This window comes from Streptomyces kaniharaensis (assembly GCF_009569385.1).
Lineage (GTDB): Bacteria > Actinomycetota > Actinomycetes > Streptomycetales > Streptomycetaceae > Kitasatospora > Kitasatospora kaniharaensis.
The window spans coordinates 3,148,618-3,166,800 of sequence record NZ_WBOF01000001.1 but is presented as its reverse complement, the minus strand read 5'-3'; the positions used below and the strand labels follow the sequence as shown (position 1 = coordinate 3,166,800).

Here is an 18,183-nt window from a genome sequence, read left to right as displayed (position 1 = left end):
GGGTCTCCTCCCGAACCGGCGATGCGCCCGGAGCCGGCGGAACTCCTTGCTGCGCACCGACGGTTCGCCCACCGGCGCGCGCGGCCCGGCGCCCTCCGTGTGCGGCCCGGCATCCCGGCGTAGACGGGCGACCGTCTTCAGACCGGCATGGGAGCATGCCACCCGTGGCAATCGTGACAGGGAGAACGGACGGCGGCACCGGCGGTAGCGACACCGCCGGTGCGCCCAGGCGCATACGCGAGCGGGGTCCGCGAGGCCGGGGCCAGGTGGCCGACAGCGGCCGGATCCGCCAGCCGGTCGCCCTGATCCGGCTGGTCACCGGCCTCGTCGGCATCGCCCTCACCCTGCTCCTCGCCGACTACGCGCGCGCCACCACCGTCGGCATCGCCGCCGACGTCGCCGGGGCCACCGAACTCGTGCCCCGCCCGCTCGCCGACCTCGCCGACGGCCTCACCACCGCCGCCGTCCTGCTCCTGCCGGCCGGCCTCGCCGCCCGCCGCCTCCTCGGCCCCGACCGGCGGCGCGCCCTCCAGCAGGTCTCCGACGGCCTGCTCGCCGCCGTCCTCGCCTACGGCGTCTCGCTCGCCGTCGACCTGTGGGCCGACGGCGTCGCCCCGGCCTCCCTGCTCGCCGCCCTCACCCAGGCCCTGCCGGGCGGCCACCCCGGCCACACCGAGCCGGTGTACGGCTACCTCGCGCCCGTCCTCGCCTTCATGGCGGCCTCCGGCAGCCGCGAACGCCGCTTGTCCCGGGCCGTCCTCGCCCTCTCCGGCCTCGCCGGACTCGCCGGCGGCTACGCCACCCCCACCGCCCTGCTCCTCGGCCTCCTCCTCGGCTGGACCGCCGCCCACGGCGTCCTCTACGCCTTCGGCACCCCCGATCCCCGGCCGCGGCCCGCCGAGATCCTCCGCAGCCTGCGCGAAACCGGCCTACGCCCCGCCGACGTCCACCCCGCGGGCCCCGACCGCTACCTCGTCCGACAGGCCGACGGCCGCCCCGACCTCGACGTCCAGCTGCTCGACCGCCAGGCCGTCACCGCCGCGGCCGTCCAGCGCGCCTGGCGGCGCCTGCGGCTGCGCACCGCGCCCCACCCGCGCGCCCTGCGCTCCCCGCGCACCGGCCTGGAACACGAGGCCCTGGTCTCGTACGCGGCCGTCGCCGCCGGCGTCCGCACCCGCCGCATCGCCGCCACCGCCGGCCTCGGCCACGACACCGCCCTCATCGCCTACGAGCACCTCGCCGGCCGCACCCTCGACGAACTCGCCGACGAGGAGATCACCGACGCCCTCCTCACCGACGCCTGGCAGCAACTCGCCCGCCTCCAGCGCCGGGAGATCTCCCACCGCGCGCTCGTCCCCTCCGCCCTCCTGGTGGACGACGCGGGCGCGGTGCACCTGGTCGACTTCGCGGACGGCGACATCGCCGCGAGCGAACTCGTCCTGCGCTGCGACATCGCCCAGCTCCTCACCACGCTCGCGCTCCGCACCGGCGCCGCCCGTTCCGTCCGCACCGCCGTCGCCGCACTCGGCCCCGACCCCGTCGCCGGCGCCCTCCCCCTCCTCCAGCCCATAGCCCTCGCCCCCACCACCCGCCACTGCCTGAAACGCGCCGCCCAGCGGCCGAACGGCGAGCAGGCCGGTCAAGCGGCCTCACCGCCGGTCGACCTGCTCGACGCGATCCGGGCCGAGGTGCTTCGGGCGCAGCCGCAGGCGGCGGTGAGGCCGGTGCGGCTGGAGCGGCTGCGGCCCCGGACGCTGCTCGCGGTGGCGGGCGGGGTGGTCGCCGGGTGGCTGCTGATCCCGCAGCTGTTCGCGACGGAGCAGAATCCGATCGCCGCCGTGGCCGATGCCGATCCGGTGTGGCTGCTGCTCGCCCTGTTCGCCGCCGCGACGAGCCACGTGACCGCCGCCATGGGCTTCGTCGGGTTCGTACCGGAGCGGTTGGACTTCCGGAACGCGGTGTACGCGCAGCTCGCCGGGTCGTTCGTGAAGCTGGTGTCGCCGGGCGGGGTCGGCGGGGTCGCGTTGAACACGCGGCTCCTCCAGCAGGCGGGCATCCCGACCGCGCAGGCGTTGTCCAGTGTCGGGGTGGGCCAGCTGATCGGCCTGGTGCTGCACCTGTTGCAGCTGGGCGCGTTCGTCTATCTGCTGGGCCAGGAGCCCGGCGGCTCGGAGCTGGACGCGCTGCCTGCCGTGGCGGGCGGCCTGGCGGGGGCGGCGGTGCTGCTCGCGGCCGTGTCCGCGGTGCCGCCGGCCCGGCGGTGGCTGGCGGCGCGGCTGCGGCCGCTGACGGCCGAGGTGCTGCCCCGCCTGCTGGAGCTGCTGCGCAATCCGGGGCGGCTGACGGTCGGCGTGGCGGGGCAGCTGCTGGTCTCGATGTGTCTGACCACCTGCCTGTACTGCTGTGCCCGGGCGGTGGGCCGGGAGCCGTCGTTCGCGGCGGTCGCGGTGGTGTTCCTGACCGGCAGCCCGGTCGGCAACGCGGCTCCGACCCCCGGCGGGGCAGGGGTCATGGACGGTGTGCTGGTGGGACTGCTGCAGTCGGCGGCGTCGATGGAGGAGGGCGGCGCGGTGGCCGCGGTGGTCCTCTACCGTTCGCTGACGCTGATCCTGCCGGTGCTGCCGGGCTGGGCGGCGTTCGCGTGGCTGCAGCGCCGCCGCGCCCTGTAGCAGCCCTGCAGGTCCTGACAACGGTACGAACGGCTGACGGTACGAACGGCTGACGGTAGGGACGGCCTGACAGTAGGGACGGCCCCCGCCTACTCGCGGTACTCGTCCTCGTCGAGCTGGACCACGCGGCTCTGCTCGGCGGCGTCCGCGACGTCGGTGGCGGGGTCGGCGCCGACGGCCCGGCGCTCGGCCACCTCGTCGTACTCGTCGCTCTCGGGTGCCTCGTCGTCGGGCTCGACGGTCTCGACGGCCTCGTCGATCAGGTAGTCCTCGTGATTCTGCGGCATGGCGTCCGTCCTCGCTGTAGGGAGGCTCCCACGGGCCCGGATGGCGGTACTCAGTATCCGCCGCCGGGCGCTCGGACGCGACGTGCCGACGCCACCTGGCGTGTTGTCCGGCGCCCGCCGCCCGCACAATTGACCCACGAATCCGGTGATCGAATGACACACAGACATGGTTCATTCCGATCCTAGAGTCGTTGTCATGACGACGAACGAGATCGCCGAAGCCCCCGCCCGCCGCCTCGACTACGCCCGCACCGTCCCCAAGGTGTTCCGCGCGATGATCGCCCTGGACGCCGCCGCCCGCGAGGGCCTGGACCCGGCCCTGGTCGAGCTGGTGCAGATGCGCACCTCGCAGCTGAACGGCTGCGCCTACTGCCTGGACATGCACGCCAGGGACGCCCGCAAGGCCGGCGAGACCGACGAGCGGATCTACCTGCTGCCGGTGTGGCACGAGGCCCCGGCCGGGGTCTACTCCGCGCGCGAGCGGGCCGCCCTGGCGCTCGCCGAGGAGATCGCCGCCATCGGCGGCGGCGTCTCGGACGCGGTGTACGCGCGTGCCGCCGCCCACTTCGGGGAGGAAGAGCTGGCCCACCTGATCTCGGTCTGCCTCACCATCAACGCCTGGAACCGGATCAACGTGGCCACCCGCAAGGCCCCGGGCACCCTGTAGTTCAGCCCCGGCCGTGGTCCCGTTCCCGCCCCCTGTCCCGCCCGGCCGCCGCGGGCCGGGCGGAACGCGCCCCGGACCGCCGGGGGTACGATCGGTGCCGTACCAGGGCTTACCCACACCCACCCGGTGGCCCCGAGGCCCACACGAACGACGGGGAACAGCATGTCCGGCTCGCACTACTTCACGGGTGCACCCGAGGTCGCCAGCGAGCGCCGGCCGATCACGGTCTCCCTGCCGGACGTCACCCTGGAACTGACCACCGACGCCGGGGTGTTCTCGCGCAGCCGGCTCGACCCGGGCACCCGGATCCTGCTGGAGCACGCCCCGCCGCCACGCGTCCGCGGCCCGATCCTGGACGTCGGCTGCGGCTACGGCCCGATCGCGCTCACCTGGGCGACCCGGCGCAAGCGCCTCCCGGTCTGGGCGGTGGACGTCAACGAGCGTGCCCTGGAGCTCGTGCGGCTGAACGCCGAGGCACTGCAGCTGGGGAACGTGCACGCCGCGCTGCCCGACGACGTCCCCGAGGACGTCCGCTTCGCGACGATCTACTCCAACCCGCCGATCCGGATCGGCAAGGCCGCGCTGCGCCGGCTGCTGACGCACTGGCTCGGCCGCCTGACCCCCGACGGTTCGGCGTTCCTGGTCGTGCAGAAGCACCTGGGCTCGGACTCGCTGCAGAAGTGGCTGAACGAGCAGGGCTACCCGACCTCCCGGGTCACGTCGGTCAACGGGTTCCGGATTCTGGAAGCGCGGCCCCACCCGGAAGCGGGCGAGGGCTCCGAGAGTGGACGAGGTACGACGTCGTGAAGCAGCTCCGCGGGACCGAACTGAAGCGTCTGCACCGCTCGTGGCGGCGCAGCAACGAGTTCCGGCTCGCGATGATCCTGGAGAACCTGCAGTCGCCGTTCAACGTCGGCTCGGTCGTCCGGACCGGCGCGGCGATGGGCGCCGAGAAGCTGTACCTGACCGGGGACACCCCGTCGGTGCGCTCGGCCGGTGCGCAGAAGGCCGCGATGGGGACCGACAAGTACCTGAAGGTGGAGCACTTCCCAACCGTCGCCGAGGCGGTCGCGGCGGCGAAGGCGGACGGCTTCAAGGTGGTCGGCCTGGAGCTGGCGGACGAGGCGGTGCCGATGTTCGCGGCCGAGCTGACCCCGGCGGTGGCCTTCGTGCTGGGCCACGAGGACCGCGGGATCACGCCGGAGGCGCTGGCGCTCTGCGACCAGGTGGTGTTCGTCCCGCAGCTGGGCCGGGTCGGCTCGCTGAACGTGTCCGCCGCCGCGACGGTGGCCTGCTACGAGGCGCGCCGCCAGGGGTACGCGATCAGCGGCACCCCGGACGGCAGCGACGTCGGCGGTCTCGACGACGAGTAGCACCCGATCGCCCGATCAGGGCCTGATCATCCGGGGCGGGGTGTAGCCGAAAGGCTCATCCCGCCCCCGTTCTTGCTCCCCCGCGCGGGGGAGCCGGTCCGTTCTTGCGGTGGACGTCCGGGCACCGCCCTCACTGCGATCTTTGAGGCAGCGAGGGGCGAAGGCCCCAACTCCCCTACCAGGACGAAGGAATGACCATGCGGAAGTTCGCCGCCGGAATCGCCCTCACCACCGCCGTGACCGCTCTCACCGGCACCGCCGCCTCGGCGGCCCCGGCCCACGCCACCGAGCACGCCCGCCACCAGCGCCTGCACGCCTGGACCCTCCTCAACGACCGCGGCACGGGCCCCACCCCCCACGAACGGCTCACCACGATGGTCGACGCCCGCACCACCGACGGCCACGAGGCCCGTGGCCACGCCACCGTCCGGCACGCGTTCCCGGACGGTGGCGTCGTGCGGGTCGAGATCAGCATCGACTGCCTCACCACGGGCGCCGACGGCGCCGTCACCGTGACCGGCCCCATCGAGTCGATCCACTTCACCGTCCCGCCCGGCGGGACCCAGCCGGCCCCGGCGCCGAGCACCTGGCACCCCGAAACCAGCCTCACCTTCTACCCCGCCGACGTGACCGGCGAGCGCCGGGTCGGCTGGTCGGGCGCAAACGCACTCGACTACAGCGCCCCGGCCAAGGCCACCAAATGCGGGCCCACCGCCCCCAACACCTGGGTCATCAAGGGCGGTTACACCCTCCACCGGTGACCGGGGGTACAGCTGGATACACCCCCCTCGGGCAGCTACACGCAATGGCCGCCCGTCCGCGAACCGGAATCGCCGAACCCGAGACGTACGGGCCTGACGCCCCGTACGGACTGGAACCCGACGTCGCCGTCGTCGACATCCGCCTGCCCCCGACCTTCACCGACGAAGGCCTCCAGGCCGCCCTCGAAGCCCGCCGCACCTGCCCCGGCCGCCGACGACAACCGCCTCGTCCTCGCCGTCCTCGCCTACCTCAAGCGCTGATCAAATGCGGGCGATCGTACGGGCCCACCTGAGAAGTGCCGCCGGCAACAGGGGCCCTGAGCGGACCGTCCACGGAAAAAGGCCAGGTCGCGGGGCACGCGACCTGGCCTTCTTCTGAGCCGCCTGCGGGATTCGAACCCGCGACCTACGCATTACGAGTGCGTTGCTCTGGCCAACTGAGCTAAGGCGGCACCGTTGCCGTGTGTGCTGGCAACGCGGGTCAGTCTACACAGGTTTCGCGCGTGATCCGTACCGGGATTGTGGGTGGGGGTCAGGCGGAGGAGACGGCGAGCTTGGCGGCGAAGCCGGCGAAGACGACGGCGACGCCGCTCGTGAGGGTGGCGGAGAGGCCCTTGCGGCGGCGGAAGGCGGTGGCGAGGGTGGTGCCGGCCAAGATCAGCAGGGAGAGGTAGAGGAGGCTGAAGGTCTGCAGGATGCCGCCGAGCAGGCCGAAGGAGAGGGCGGGCTGCCCGTACGACGGGTCCACGAACTGCGTGAAGAACGAGAGCAGGAACAAGATCGCCTTCGGGTTCAGGAGGCTGATCACGAGGGCGCGGCGGAACGGGTGCTCGATGGGTTCGGGGGCCTGCTCGGCAACGGGGTCGGCTGCGGCGTGGCGTTCGCGCCAGAGCTGGCGGGCGGCGCGGAGCATGCCGAAGCCGATCCAGAGCAGGTAGGCGGCGCCGCCGAGCTTGACCACGGCGAAGACGGCGGGGTTGGCCTTGAGCAGGGAGGCGGCGCCCAGCGAGGTGAGGCTGATGAGGGTGAAGTCGCCGAGGAAGACGCCGGCGGCGGCCCGGTAGCCGGTCCGGATGCCCTTGCGGGCGGCGACGGACAGCACGTACAGGGAGTTGGGGCCGGGCAGAAGGATGATGACGAGGGCGCCGAGGACGTACGTCGCCAGGTCGTTGACTCCGAGCACGGTGCGCTCCGGGGAGGCGTGGGGGCGGGGGCGCTCATCGTATCGTCGGACCAGTGATCGATTGAAGTTAAAACTATCCGGTAACCCGGACTGCCCGACGGCCCGGACTGCCCCGACGCCCCGCCCTACTGCCCGCAGCGCATGCCCTGCTCAGGCGCCTCGCCCGTCAGCAGGAAGCGGTTGACCGCGCCGTCCACGCACGCGTTGTGCCGTCCGTACGCGGTGTGCCCGTCCCCGTCGTAGGTGAGCAGCCGGCCGGACTCCAGCTGCGCGGCGAGCGACCGGGCCCACGCGTACGGGGTGGCCGGGTCGCGGGTGGTGCCGATGACGACGATCGGGGCGGCCCCGGCGGCGCGGATGGTGTGCGCCGCGCCGGTGGCCTTGACCGGCCAGTAGGCGCAGGTCAGCGCCATCCAGGCCAGGTCGCGGCCGAAGTGCGGCGAGGTCCGCTCGAAGTCCGGCACCGCCCGCTGGACGTCCTCCGGGCTGCCGAACGGGGCGGGCAGGTCGAGGCAGTTCACCGCGGTGTTGGCGAACATCAGGTTGGGGTACGAGCCGTTCGCCTCGCGCCCGTAGTAGGAGTCGGAGAGCTTCAGCAGGCCGGTGCCGTCCCCGGCTTTGGCTTCGGCGAGCGCGGTGCGCAGCTTGGGCCAGAGGAAGTCGGCGTACATGGCCTGGACGACGCCGGTGGTCGCCTGGGCGTCAGCGAGCCGGCGGCCGTTGTCCGTGGTGGGCAGCGGTTGGGCGTGGACGGCCGCGAACAGGGCCGTGAGCTGGTCGCCCACCTGCTGCTCGGTGCGGCCGAGCGGGCAGTCGTCGCGTCGCGCGCAGTCCTCCGCGAAGGCAGCCCAGGCCGTCTCGAAGCCGCCTGCCTGGGTGCGGTTGCCGGTGACCGAGTCGAGGGACGGGTCCATCGCGCCGTCGAGGACGAGCCGGCCGGTCCGGGCCGGGAAGAGCCCGGCGTAGGTGGCGCCGAGGAAGGTGCCGTAGGACTTGCCGACGTAGTTGAGCTTCTCGTCGCCGAGCAGGGCGCGCAGCACGTCCATGTCGCGGGCGGCTTCGACGGTGCCGAGGTGGCCGAGCGCCGCGCCGGCGCGCTGCCGGCAGCCCTCGGCGAACTCCTTGTCGGCGCTGACCAGGGCGTCGATCTCGCGCTGGTCGGCGGGGGTGAGGCCGACGGACGTGTAGGCGTCCATCCGGTCACCGCTCAGGCAGGTGACGGGGCTGCTGCGGCCGACTCCGCGCGGATCGAGGCCGACCAGGTCGTAACGGGCGCGCACGCCGCCGTCGTACGTCCTGGCGGTGGCCTCCACGTACTCGACCGCCGAGGCGCCGGGGCCGCCCGGGTTGAGCAGCAGCGAGCCGAGTCGCCCGCCCGCGGACGAGGCGCCGGAAGCGGGGGCACCGGATGCGGGGCCACCGGAAGCGGGGGCGCGGACGGCCGACAGAGTGAGGTCGCCGTCGGCCGGGTGGTCGTAGTCGAGCGGCACCCGGAAGGTGGTGCACTCGAACCCGTCGTCGCACGCCTGCCAGGCGAGCTTCTGCCCGTAGTAGGGGCCGAGCGCAGGCGGCATCGTGGCAGGGAGTGGCTGCAACGGCGTGGCCCCGGGCGCGGCCGACCCGCCGGGCCCCATCGCGTCGGACGAGGCCGCACCCGGACCGGCCGTCGTCGCCGCGTTCCCGGGGCCGGCGGGGGCGGAGGTGGCACTGCACCCTCCCGTCAGCAGTCCGGCAGCGGCGAGTGCCATGGCCAGGGCCCGCCCGGTGGCGTTCATCCAGGATCCCTCCGAACCGTCCGACAAGAGGAGCTGCCCGGTACCCGTCCGGGGTACCGGGCAGCGTAGTGCCCGCGGAAGGCCGCGGTCGGCGGCGCTCAGGAGGCCTTGGCCAGGGCGTCGGACAGGTACTGCGCCGCCTGCCGGACCAGCCGCAGCCGATCCCGGTCGGTCGAGTAGTCCTGCACGTTGTCCGAGATCCGCACCTCGGCCTTGGCCGCCGGGCCACCGCCGCCGTGCAGCGCGGCCTGGAGCTTGCGGGCCGAGTCCAGCCCGGCGGTGTCGGCCTTGGCGGCGGCGAGCAGCAGCTTCGCCTCCGTACCCGCGGGCGCCTCGGAGCCCGCCTGGGTGATCGCGGCGGCGTCGTACCGGCCGGAGACCGCGGCCGCCGCGCCGTACAGGTCGGGGCGGGCCAGTCCGGCCGCGGCGGCGCACGGCGCTCCGCCCTCGACGCCGAGCGCGCCCCAGGAGGCCGGGCCGGGCGGCAGGGCGCGGAAGGAGGCCGCGACGGTGGTGCGCAGCGACGCGTCGTCGGCGACCGCCTGCGGAGCGGCGGCGACCAGGTCGCAGGGGTGCGCGGTGCCGTTCGGCGCCTCGGGGGCGACCAGGATGAACGGCCGGGCCTTGCCGGTCTGCAGGGCCCAGCCGATGCCCTCGAAGACGTTCGGGACCTCGGCGTCGGCGGTCCTGCTCGGGGTCGCGGCCTGCATCACGACGACCGGGAAGCGGACGTTCGGCTCCGTGGCGTACTGCGGCGGCAGCCAGACCCGGACGTTGCGCGGTCGGCCGTCGGGCCCGAGCACGGCGGACTGCAGCAGCTCGCCGCCGCCGGGGTGGCCGACGCTGTCGAACCGGCTGGCCACGGCGGGGGCCACCGGGCGCGCGGCCTCGTCCGCGGGCGGCGCCGCCGGCTGCCGGGTGCCCGCACCCGCGGCCGCGTCCACGGCGGGCTCGGCCTTCTCCGCCGGCTCCTGGTCGGTCCGGCTCAGGCCGCCGAACGCGCCGACGGCCGTGAGCAGCGTCAGCGCCGTGACGCACACCCCGCACACCATCGCCCCGGCCGCGCGCAGCAGCATCGGCCACCGGTCGCCGGCCAGCTCGTAGGACTCGGCGGCGCGCAGGTCGCGCCAGCGCTGATGGGCGCCGCGCGCCAGCCACAGGCCGCCCAGGGCAGCGGCCAGCAGGGGAATGACGAGGAGCGAACGGACCACGGGACGCACCACCTCGGGCGGAGGGCCGGACCACCGGGACGGGCCCGGCGCCGTACGGGACGCGACGGCCCCGGCGTCGGGGCGCAGTCGGCCCCCAGCGTGCAAGACGACCCGACAGTCACACGTCGGTGTGCCCGGCGCGTATCGCCCGTTCACTCGAAGGTGGGACGGCGAGGTACGACGGGAAGCGGAACGCCAGGGACTCGGGGCGCAGCGGAAACTGACGGACGGCGGCTCAGCCCGCGCGCAGCGCCACCGTCATCGCCTCGACCGCGAGCAGCGGGTCGACGTTGCGGTCCAGCGCCTCGCGGCAGGCGAGCACCGCCTCGATCCGGCGCAGCGTGCTCTCCGGCGGACCGGCCTGGGCGACCCGGTTCAGCGCCTGCCGCTGGTCCTCGTTGGCCAGCGCGCCGGTGGAGCCGAGCTGAAGCGCGAGCACGTCCCGGTAGAAGCCGAGCAGGTCGAGCAGGGCGACGCCGAGGGTCTCCCGCCGGGTGCGGGTGGCCCGGCTCTTCTGCCGCTTCTCCAGCTCCTTGACCGCCCCGGCCATGCCGCGCGGCGCCTTGCTGCCCTCGGCGGCGCCGTAGGCGGCCTTCAGGTCGTCGGTCTCCTTGGCGTCCTGGGTCTCGGCGAGCGCCTCGGCGTCGGCCTTGGCGGTGTCCACGAGGCGCTGGGCGGCGGCCAGGCAGCCGCCGATGTCGGCGACCTCCAGCGGGATCCGCAGCACGTCGGTGCGCCGGACGCGGGCCTGCTCGTCGACGGCGAGGCGGCGCGAGCGCTCGATGTCGCCCTGGCCGGCGAGCGCTGCCAGCCGGGCGGTCTCCGGTTCGACGCCGTCGCGGCGGACCAGCATGTCGGCGACGGCCTCGGCGGCCGGGGTGCGCAGGACGAGCAGGCGGCAGCGCGAGCGGATCGTCGGCAGCACGTCCTGGACGGAGGGGGCGCAGAGCAGCCAGACGGTCCGCGGGGAGGGCTCCTCTACCCCCTTGAGCAGCGCGTTCGCGGCGGCCTCGGTGAGCCGGTGGGCGGCGTCCACGAGGATCACCGACCAGCGCCCGCCGGTCGGGTAGCTGGAGGCGCGCAGCACGAGGTCGCGCATGTCGCCGACGCCGATGGACAGGCCGTCGGTCCGGACGTACTTCACGTCGGCGTGGCTGCCGGCCAGCACCGTGTGGCAGCCCTCGCAGAACCCGCAGCCGGGCGTGCCGCCGAGCGCGAGGTCCGGGCTGGTGCACTGGAGGGCCGCCGCGAACGCCCGCGCGGCGGTGACCTGCCCGGCCCCGGGCGGGCCGGTGAACAGCCAGGCATGCGTCATCAGGGAGGCGTTCGCGCCCTCCTCCGGCGCGGCTCCCCGGCCGGCCGCCACCGTCGCCCCGGCCGCCCGGGCGGCGGCGGTCAGCTGCTCGACCACCCGATCCTGGCCCACCAGGTCGTCCCAGACGGCCACTGCTGCTCCCAAGCTCCGTACGGCTGCGCTCCCGGCGCCTCTTCCCCGGCGTCGAGCATACGTGGCCGCCACGACAGCGACCGCGCCGTTCGAGCGGCCGACCCTCCGGCCACGACGCGGGCGGCGCCGCCGGGCTCAGCCACCCGGCGACGCCGCCCGTCACCTGTTCCGCACAGCGCCCGGGGCTCAGCCCCGGCGGCCCCAGCGGCGGCCCTTGCCCTTGCCGCCGTCGCCCGTGTCATCGCCACCCGTGTCGGCGTCACCGTCGCTGTCGCCGGCGCCGCCGGCCGGGCCCTGCGGGTCCTGGCCGGCGCCGCCGCTCCGCTCCCAGCGGGTCCACTCGTCACGCGAGCCGAGCAGCGTGTCGGTGAGGCTCGGCAGGTCGTCCATCGGCGTCTCCTCGGCCCACTCGGGCCGCGGCCGCGGCTCGGTGGCGTCGGGCTGCGCCTGGCCCTCGTCCACCACCGGCAGCTCCCGCGTGGTGTCCGTCGGCTCCTCGCGCCACAGACCCGGGGGCACCCGGTCCTCGGCGCGGCCCGACTCGACCCGCGGCAGCACCTCGGTCCGGTCGGCCTGGGGCCGGTCGGCCTCGGCGGGCACCCGGGGCAGCACGGCCGTCTCGTCCGCGGCCTCCGCCGGGACGGCCGGCAGCTTCGCGGTCACGTCCATCGCCGTCGCCGGGACGGCTGGCAGCTTCGTCGTCTCCTCGGCGGCATCCTCCGCCCGGACGGCAGGCTGCCGGTCCCGCAGCGACAGCTCGCGCGTCGCCTCGTCGCCGACCGCACCCGGAGCACCGCTGCCCGCAGCGCCCCCACCCGGACCCGGCCGTCCGCCGGCCACGCCCGCGGCGCCATCGGCCGCCGCCCCGGTCGCCTTGGCCGTCTCGGCCGCCGCCGCAGCCGCAGCCGCGGCCGCGGCGAGCGCGGCGGCCCGCGCCAGCCGGGCCTCCTCCGCCCGCTGCAGCGCCTCCTCGGCCCGGCGGCGCTGCTCCTCGCGCTGGAGCTCCCGCTGCCGCTGGAGCTCCGCCTGCGCGGCGGCCTCGTCGGCGAGCCGCTTGCGCTCGGCGGCCTCCGCGACCAGCCGGGCCTCCTCGGCGGCGCGGCGCTTCGCCTCCTCCTCGGCGCGGCGGCGGGCTTCCTCCTCCGCCTTGCGCCGGGCCTCCTCCTCGGCCTTGCGCCGGGCCTCGGCGGCGGCACGCTCGGCCTCCTCCTTGGCCAGTCGCTCCTTCTCGGCCTGCTCGGCGCGCAGCTGCTCCAGCAGTTCCTGCCGCTTGCGTTCGGCGGCCTCCGCCTCGGCCTTCTTGCGGGCCTCCTCGGCGGCGCACCGCTCGGCCTCCTCGCGGGCGAGCCGCTCCTGCTCGGCGCGGGCGACCTTCTCCTGCTCGGAGAGCGGCAGCTCCCGGTCGAGCCGGTGCCGGATGGCCGTGGTGACGAGGCCGGGCGCCTGGCTGCCGTCGACGACGAGGTAGCGCGCCGGGTCGGCGGCCGCGAGGGCGAGGAAGCCGGACCGGACCCGCTGGTGGAACTCGGTCGGCTCGGACTCCAGCCGGTCCAGCGCCTCGGTGAAGCGCTCCCGGGCCTTGGTCGGGTCGACGTCCAGGACGACGGTCAGGTCGGGCACCAGCCCGCCGGTCGCCCAGCGGGAGATCCGGGCGACCTCGGTCGCGGCGAGGTCGCGTCCGGCGCCCTGGTAGGCGATGGAGGAGTCCATGTACCGGTCGGTGATGACGACGGCACCGCGGGCGAGGGCCGGCCGGATGACGTTCTCGACGTGCTCGGCCCGGTCGGCGGCGTAGATCAGGGCCTCGGCGCGGTGCGAGAGGCCGGTGTTGCCGACGTCGAGGACGAGGCCGCGCAGCCGCTGCCCGACCGGGCTGCCGCCGGGCTCGCGGGTGAGCACGACCTCGTGGCCCTTGCCGCGGATCCAGTCGGCGAGCGCCTGGGCCTGGGTGGACTTGCCGGCGCCGTCGCCGCCCTCCAGGGCGATGAAGAAGCCGGTGCCGGTGGTCCGGTGCGCTGCCGGGCCGCTGTCGCCGCGCAGCGCGTCCAGCAGGTCACGGCCGAACGGGGCGGTGCCGCGCCGGTCGTCGGTCTTGAGCAGGACGACGGCGGCGAGCACGAGCGTCAGCAGGCCCGTGGTGGCGACGGCGAGGGCCGCGCCACCGTGGATGAAGGTGAAGGAACCGGGCTTGACGGTGCCGTACTCGACGTCCCCGTAGGCGGCGGCGATCAGCGGGACGGCGACCAGCGCGCTGCCGACCACGGCCCGCAGCACCGCGTACAGGTGCTCGGTGACCTTGGGCAGCCGTGCCTCCTCGACCTCCTGGGCGAGCAGGGTGCGCCCCGCCGAGACGACGATTCCGGCGGCGAGCCCGGCCAGCCCGGTGAGCAGCAGGACGAGCACGAAGTCGAGGACCAGCCCGGCCAGGATCAGCGTCACGCCCTCGGCGAGCAGCGCCAGCGCGAGCAGCCGGCGGCGGGAGAGCGCGGGCAGGGTCGCCCGGGTGAGGCGGGCTCCGACGGCGGGCGCCCCGGCGGCGGCGAGCACGAGCAGGCCGTAGCCGATCGGCCCGGCCCGGTGCTCGGCGGCGGTGAGCAGCGCGAGCGCGGCGACGCCGGCCATCGACGCGAAACCGGCCGCGACGGCGAAGGTGAAGTACGGGGCGCTGCCGGTGCGGCCCTTGCTCAGGGCGGGGCCGGGGGTGGCGTCGGTGGGGGCGCGCAGACCCTGAAGCGGCGAGTGCGGGGCGGCGGCGACCGGCCCGCCGGGCAGCTGCTGGAGGTAGTCGCGGACGGCGGCGGCGGTGAACAGGCCGGCCGCTCCGAGGGCGGCGAAGGTGACCTGGTGGGCCCGGAACCAGTCCGAGCCGAGCGCCGCGGCGATGTTGTTGACCAGGGTGAACCCGATCAGGCCGACGGCCGCGAGCGGCACGGTGGCCCAGCCGGTGAACCGGTCCAGGCTCCGGACGGTGTCCAGGTTGGCGGCGGACGGCCGCTGCTCGGCGGCGGGCGCGTAGGGGTTGGCGGGCGGCAGCAGACCCGGGACGGTCACGGTCTTCGCGATCTCCCAAACCCGCTCGGCGGCGCCGGTCACGAAGACGGTGGCGAGCAGGACGTACGTGGTGGCGCCGGACGGCTTCGGGCCGGAGCCCAGCCAGACGATCCACCAGGGCGCGACGGCGATCAGCACGGCGCGCAGCGCGTCCGCGCCGAACAGCGTCCAGCGCCGGTCGAGCTTGCCGGCGACCAGCTGGTGCACCGGCCCGAGCAGCAGGACGCCGACCAGCACGGTCGCGGCCAGCCGGACGGCGAAGACGGCGGCGATGGCGAAGGCCAGGCTGCGCGGCAGGTCGCCGAACTGGCCGCCGAGGGCGGCGGCGATCACGGTGAGCGCGAGCAGGACCAGCAGACCGAGCCGGTCGGCGGCGCCGCCGATCAGCTGGGTGGTCCAGAGGCGCCGGTAGGGGCGCGTCCGCAGCAGGGCTCGGGCACGCTCCGTCGGGGTCCCGGCCGGCACGACCTCGGGCAGGTCGGGCATGGCGGCTCTGGCGGCCGGGGCGGCGCTGGGGGTGGGCTGCTCCTCGCTCGTCATACGGTCAGCGTAGCGGGCGGGGGTTGGCCGGAAAGAGACGAACGGTGTTCCGGATCCGGCTCATCACCGGGTTGTGACGATCCCCGCACAGACCCTCGGGCCCCTGCACGGACCTCGGGCCCGCGTCCCCGGTGTGGGGGCGCGGGCCTGCAGGGGCACCGACGGGGGATCAGCCCTCGTCGGTGGACGTGGTCCTGCTCGTGGTGGTCTTCTCGGCGGCCGTCTTCTTCGCCGCGGCCGTCGTGGTCTTCTTGGCCACCGTCTTCTTCGCGGTCGTCGTCTTGGCGGTCGTCTTCTTCGCCGCCGTCTTGGCCGCCGCCGTCTTCTTGGCCGCGGTCGCCTTCTTAGCCGGGGCCTTCTTCGCCGCCTTCTTCACCGGCCCGCGCGCCCGCTTCTCGGCGAGCAGCTCGTAGCCGCGCTCCGGCGTGATGGTCTCGACGTCGTCGTCCTTGCGCAGCGTGGCGTTCGTCTCGCCGTCGGTCACGTACGGGCCGAAGCGACCGTCCTTGACCACCACCGGGCGCTCGCTGACCGGGTCGGTGCCCAGCTCCTTGAGCGGCGGGGCGGCGGCGGCCCGGCCGCGCTGCTTGGGCTGGGCGTAGATCGCCAGCGCCTCGTCGAGGGTGATCGTGAAGAGCTGGTCCTCGCTGGTGAGCGAGCGCGAGTCGGTGCCGCGCTTGAGGTATGGGCCGTAGCGGCCGTTCTGCGCGGTGATCTCCGCGCCCTCGGCGTCGGTGCCGACCACGCGCGGCAGCGAGAGCAGCCGCAGCGCGTCCTCCAGGGTGACGGTGTCCAGCGACATCGTCTTGAAGAGTGAGGCGGTGCGCGGCTTGACCGCGTTCTTGCCGGTCTTGGGCGTGCCTTCGGGCAGGATCTCGGTCACGTACGGGCCGTAGCGGCCGTCCTTGGCCACCAGCATGTTGCCGCTGACCGGGTCCGGGCCGAGCTCGAAGTCGCCACTGGGCTTGGCCAGCAGCTCCTCGGCCAGCTCGACGGTGAGCTCGTCCGGCGGCAGGTCGTCCGGGATGTCGGCGCGCTGGCCGGGCTCGCCCTCGACGGCGGAGGCGCGCTCGACGTACGGGCCGTAGCGGCCGACCCGCAGGGTGAGGTCGTCGCTGATCCGGAACGAGCTGATCTCCCGGGCGTCGATCGCGCCGAGGTCGGTGACCAGCTCCTTCAGGCCGCCCAGGTGGTCGCCGTCGCCGTTGCCGGCCTCGGCGGCGCCGCCGGTGGCGTGGCCCTCGCCCTCACCGAAGTAGAAACGCTTCAGCCACGGCACGGACTGCGCCTCACCCGCGGCGATCCGGTCGAGGTCGTCCTCCATCTTGGCGGTGAAGTCGTAGTCGACCAGTCGGCCGAAGTGCTTCTCCAGCAGGTTGACCACGGCGAAGGAGAGGAAGGACGGGACGAGCGCCGTCCCCTTCTTGAACACGTACCGGCGCTGGATGATCGTGTCGATGATCGACGCGTAGGTGGAGGGGCGGCCGATCTCCCGGTCCTCCAGCTCCTTGACCAGCGAGGCCTCGGTGTAGCGGGCCGGCGGCTTGGTGGCGTGGCCCTCCGGGGTGATCCGCTCGGCGCCCAGCGGGTCGCCCTGGGCGACCTGCGGCAGTCGGCGCTCGCGGTCGTCGAGCTCGGCGTTCGGGTCGTCGGCGCCCTCGACGTAGGCCTTCAGGAAGCCGTGGAAGGTGATGATCTTGCCGGACGCGGAGAACTCGACGTCCCGGCCGTCCCCGGAGGTGCCGCCGACCCGGACGGTGACGGACTGGCCGACCGCGTCCTTCATCTGGGAGGCGACGGTGCGCATCCAGATCAGCTCGTACAGCTTGAAGTCGTCGCCGCTCAGGCCGGTCTCGGCGGGGGTGCGGAACCGGTCGCCGGAGGGGCGGACGGCCTCGTGCGCCTCCTGCGCGTTCTTGACCTTGCTGGCGTAGGTGCGCGGCGCGTCCGGCAGGTAGTCGGCGCCGTAGAGCTGGGTGACCTGGGCCCGGGCGGCGGCGATCGCGGTGTCCGACAGCGTGGTGGAGTCGGTACGCATATAGGTGATGAAGCCGTTCTCGTACAGCTTCTGGGCCACCTGCATGGTCCGCTTGGCGCCGAAGCCCAGCTTGCGGCTGGCCTCCTGCTGGAGCGTGGTGGTGCGGAACGGCGCGTACGGCGAGCGGCGGTAGGGCTTGGACTCGACGCTGCGGACGCTGAACGCGGTCTGCGCCAGGGCGGCGGCCAGCTGCCGGGCGGCCTGCTCGTCCAGGTGCAGGGCGTTGGCACTGGCGGCCTTCAGCCGACCGTCCGGGCCGAAGTCGCGGCCGCTGGCGATCCGCTTGCCGTCGACCGTGGCGAGCCGGGCGCCGAACGTCTCCGGGTTGGCCGCGTCGGCCGGGGTGCGGCCGGTGCCGAAGGTGCCGACCAGGTCCCAGTAGGACGCGCTGCGGAAGGCCATCCGCTCGCGCTCGCGCTCGACCACCAGGCGGGTCGCGACGGACTGCACGCGGCCGGCCGACAGCTTCGGCATGACCTTCTTCCACAGCACCGGCGAGACCTCGAAGCCGTAGAGGCGGTCGAGGATGCGGCGGGTCTCCTGGGCGTCGACCAGGCGCTGGTTCAGCTCGCGCGGGTTGGCCACGGCCTCCTGGATCGCGGTCTTGGTGATCTCGTGGAACACCATCCGGTGCACCGGCACCTTGGGCTTGAGGACCTGCTGGAGGTGCCACGCGATGGCCTCGCCCTCGCGGTCCTCATCGGTGGCGAGGAAGAGCTCGTCGGACTCCGCGAGCAGCGACTTCAACTTGCTGACCTGGGACTTCTTGTCCGCATTGACCACGTAGATGGGCGCGAAGTCGTGGTCGACGTCCACCCCGAGGCGGCGCACCTCGCCGGTGTACTTGTCCGGCACCTCGGCCGCGGTGCTGGGCAGGTCGCGGATGTGCCCGACGCTCGCCTCGACGATGTAGCCGGGGCCCAGGTAGCCCTTGATCGTCTTCGCCTTGGCCGGCGACTCGACAATGACGAGTCGCTGTCCGTGCGCGGTCTCGCTGCTCGGGGACACCTTCGCTCTTCTCTCCCGGTCGTTATGTGAGCTGGTCGGCGCTGGCAGCACGGGCTGCGCTCCGCCCGACCCCTCCACCGTCCCGGGGTGCCGCTGCACGACTACCCCACCAGCGGAGTGTGACCGTACCCCGGCCACCCTTGTCAAACGGACGGATCCCGCTTTTTCACTTG

General features: G+C 74.5%; 12 protein-coding genes, 1 tRNA gene and 1 pseudogene. 6 read left to right on the top strand and 8 right to left on the bottom strand.

Going from position 1 to position 18,183, the window contains the following annotated elements; genetic code table 11:
* Positions 1–164: 164 nt before the first annotated feature.
* Positions 165–2,669, top strand: a complete 2,505-nt coding sequence (locus F7Q99_RS14505) for a lysylphosphatidylglycerol synthase domain-containing protein (protein WP_153461720.1) — start codon at positions 165–167, stop codon at positions 2,667–2,669.
* An 89-nt stretch (positions 2,670–2,758) separates the two neighbouring features.
* On the opposite strand, the gene F7Q99_RS14500 is transcribed toward F7Q99_RS14505, so the two are convergent.
* Positions 2,759–2,956: a hypothetical protein gene (locus F7Q99_RS14500; protein ID WP_153461718.1), complete on the bottom strand. Its 198-nt coding sequence runs from the start codon at positions 2,954–2,956 to the stop codon at positions 2,759–2,761.
* 196 nt (positions 2,957–3,152) lie between these two features.
* Here F7Q99_RS14500 and F7Q99_RS14495 point away from each other — a divergent pair, with 196 nt between their 5' ends.
* From F7Q99_RS14495 to F7Q99_RS41150, 5 genes and pseudogenes are all read left to right on the top strand, one after another.
* On the top strand, positions 3,153–3,623 hold the full coding sequence (locus tag F7Q99_RS14495; RefSeq protein WP_153461716.1) for a carboxymuconolactone decarboxylase family protein: 471 nt from the start codon (positions 3,153–3,155) through the stop codon (positions 3,621–3,623).
* Positions 3,624–3,785: 162 nt separating this feature from the next.
* A complete protein-coding gene (locus F7Q99_RS14490; protein WP_153461714.1) occupies positions 3,786–4,430 on the top strand; it encodes a class I SAM-dependent methyltransferase in 645 nt (214 codons plus the stop codon).
* Complete coding sequence (locus tag F7Q99_RS14485) at positions 4,427–4,996, top strand: TrmH family RNA methyltransferase (protein WP_326846661.1); 570 nt, start codon at positions 4,427–4,429, stop codon at positions 4,994–4,996. The genes F7Q99_RS14490 and F7Q99_RS14485 overlap by 4 nt, the downstream gene beginning before the upstream one ends.
* A gap of 197 nt (positions 4,997–5,193) precedes the next feature.
* On the top strand, positions 5,194–5,757 hold the full coding sequence (locus tag F7Q99_RS14480) for a hypothetical protein (protein WP_153461712.1): 564 nt from the start codon (positions 5,194–5,196) through the stop codon (positions 5,755–5,757).
* Between the two features lie 113 nt (positions 5,758–5,870).
* Positions 5,871–5,966, top strand: a pseudogene (locus tag F7Q99_RS41150) (DNA-binding response regulator); the annotation flags it as partial.
* Between the two features lie 169 nt (positions 5,967–6,135).
* Here the strand turns inward: F7Q99_RS41150 and F7Q99_RS14470 are convergent.
* From F7Q99_RS14470 to topA, 7 genes are all read right to left on the bottom strand, one after another.
* A tRNA-Thr gene (locus tag F7Q99_RS14470) sits at positions 6,136–6,209 on the bottom strand.
* A gap of 80 nt (positions 6,210–6,289) precedes the next feature.
* The gene (gene leuE / locus F7Q99_RS14465; protein ID WP_326846660.1) at positions 6,290–6,940 is read right to left on the bottom strand and encodes a leucine efflux protein LeuE; all 651 of its coding nucleotides are present in this window, start codon (positions 6,938–6,940) and stop codon (positions 6,290–6,292) included.
* Positions 6,941–7,065: 125 nt separating this feature from the next.
* Positions 7,066–8,715 (bottom strand): alpha/beta hydrolase, encoded by a 1,650-nt coding sequence (locus F7Q99_RS14460; protein WP_153461708.1) that lies wholly within the window; start codon positions 8,713–8,715, stop codon positions 7,066–7,068.
* Positions 8,716–8,813: 98 nt separating this feature from the next.
* Positions 8,814–9,926, bottom strand: a complete 1,113-nt coding sequence (locus F7Q99_RS14455) for a hypothetical protein (protein ID WP_153461706.1) — start codon at positions 9,924–9,926, stop codon at positions 8,814–8,816.
* 235 nt (positions 9,927–10,161) lie between these two features.
* Complete coding sequence (locus F7Q99_RS14450; RefSeq protein WP_326846659.1) at positions 10,162–11,373, bottom strand: DNA polymerase III subunit delta'; 1,212 nt, start codon at positions 11,371–11,373, stop codon at positions 10,162–10,164.
* A gap of 186 nt (positions 11,374–11,559) precedes the next feature.
* On the bottom strand, positions 11,560–14,964 hold the full coding sequence (tmk, locus tag F7Q99_RS14445; protein WP_153461702.1) for a dTMP kinase: 3,405 nt from the start codon (positions 14,962–14,964) through the stop codon (positions 11,560–11,562).
* Between the two features lie 169 nt (positions 14,965–15,133).
* A complete protein-coding gene (gene topA, locus F7Q99_RS14440) occupies positions 15,134–18,010 on the bottom strand; it encodes a type I DNA topoisomerase (protein WP_326846658.1) in 2,877 nt (958 codons plus the stop codon).
* Positions 18,011–18,183 lie beyond the last annotated feature (173 nt).

What these genes read in the sequence shown, in the direction of transcription:
- tmk (WP_153461702.1), bottom strand. Translation starts at nt 14,964, where the DNA reads ATGACGAGCGAGGAGCAGCCCACCCCCAGCGCCGCCCCGGCCGCCAGA.
- F7Q99_RS14480 (WP_153461712.1), top strand. Translation starts at nt 5,194, where the DNA reads ATGCGGAAGTTCGCCGCCGGAATCGCCCTCACCACCGCCGTGACCGCT.
- F7Q99_RS14490 (WP_153461714.1), top strand. Translation starts at nt 3,786, where the DNA reads ATGTCCGGCTCGCACTACTTCACGGGTGCACCCGAGGTCGCCAGCGAG.
- F7Q99_RS14460 (WP_153461708.1), bottom strand. Translation starts at nt 8,715, where the DNA reads ATGAACGCCACCGGGCGGGCCCTGGCCATGGCACTCGCCGCTGCCGGA.
- F7Q99_RS14495 (WP_153461716.1), top strand. Translation starts at nt 3,153, where the DNA reads ATGACGACGAACGAGATCGCCGAAGCCCCCGCCCGCCGCCTCGACTAC.
- F7Q99_RS14500 (WP_153461718.1), bottom strand. Translation starts at nt 2,956, where the DNA reads ATGCCGCAGAATCACGAGGACTACCTGATCGACGAGGCCGTCGAGACC.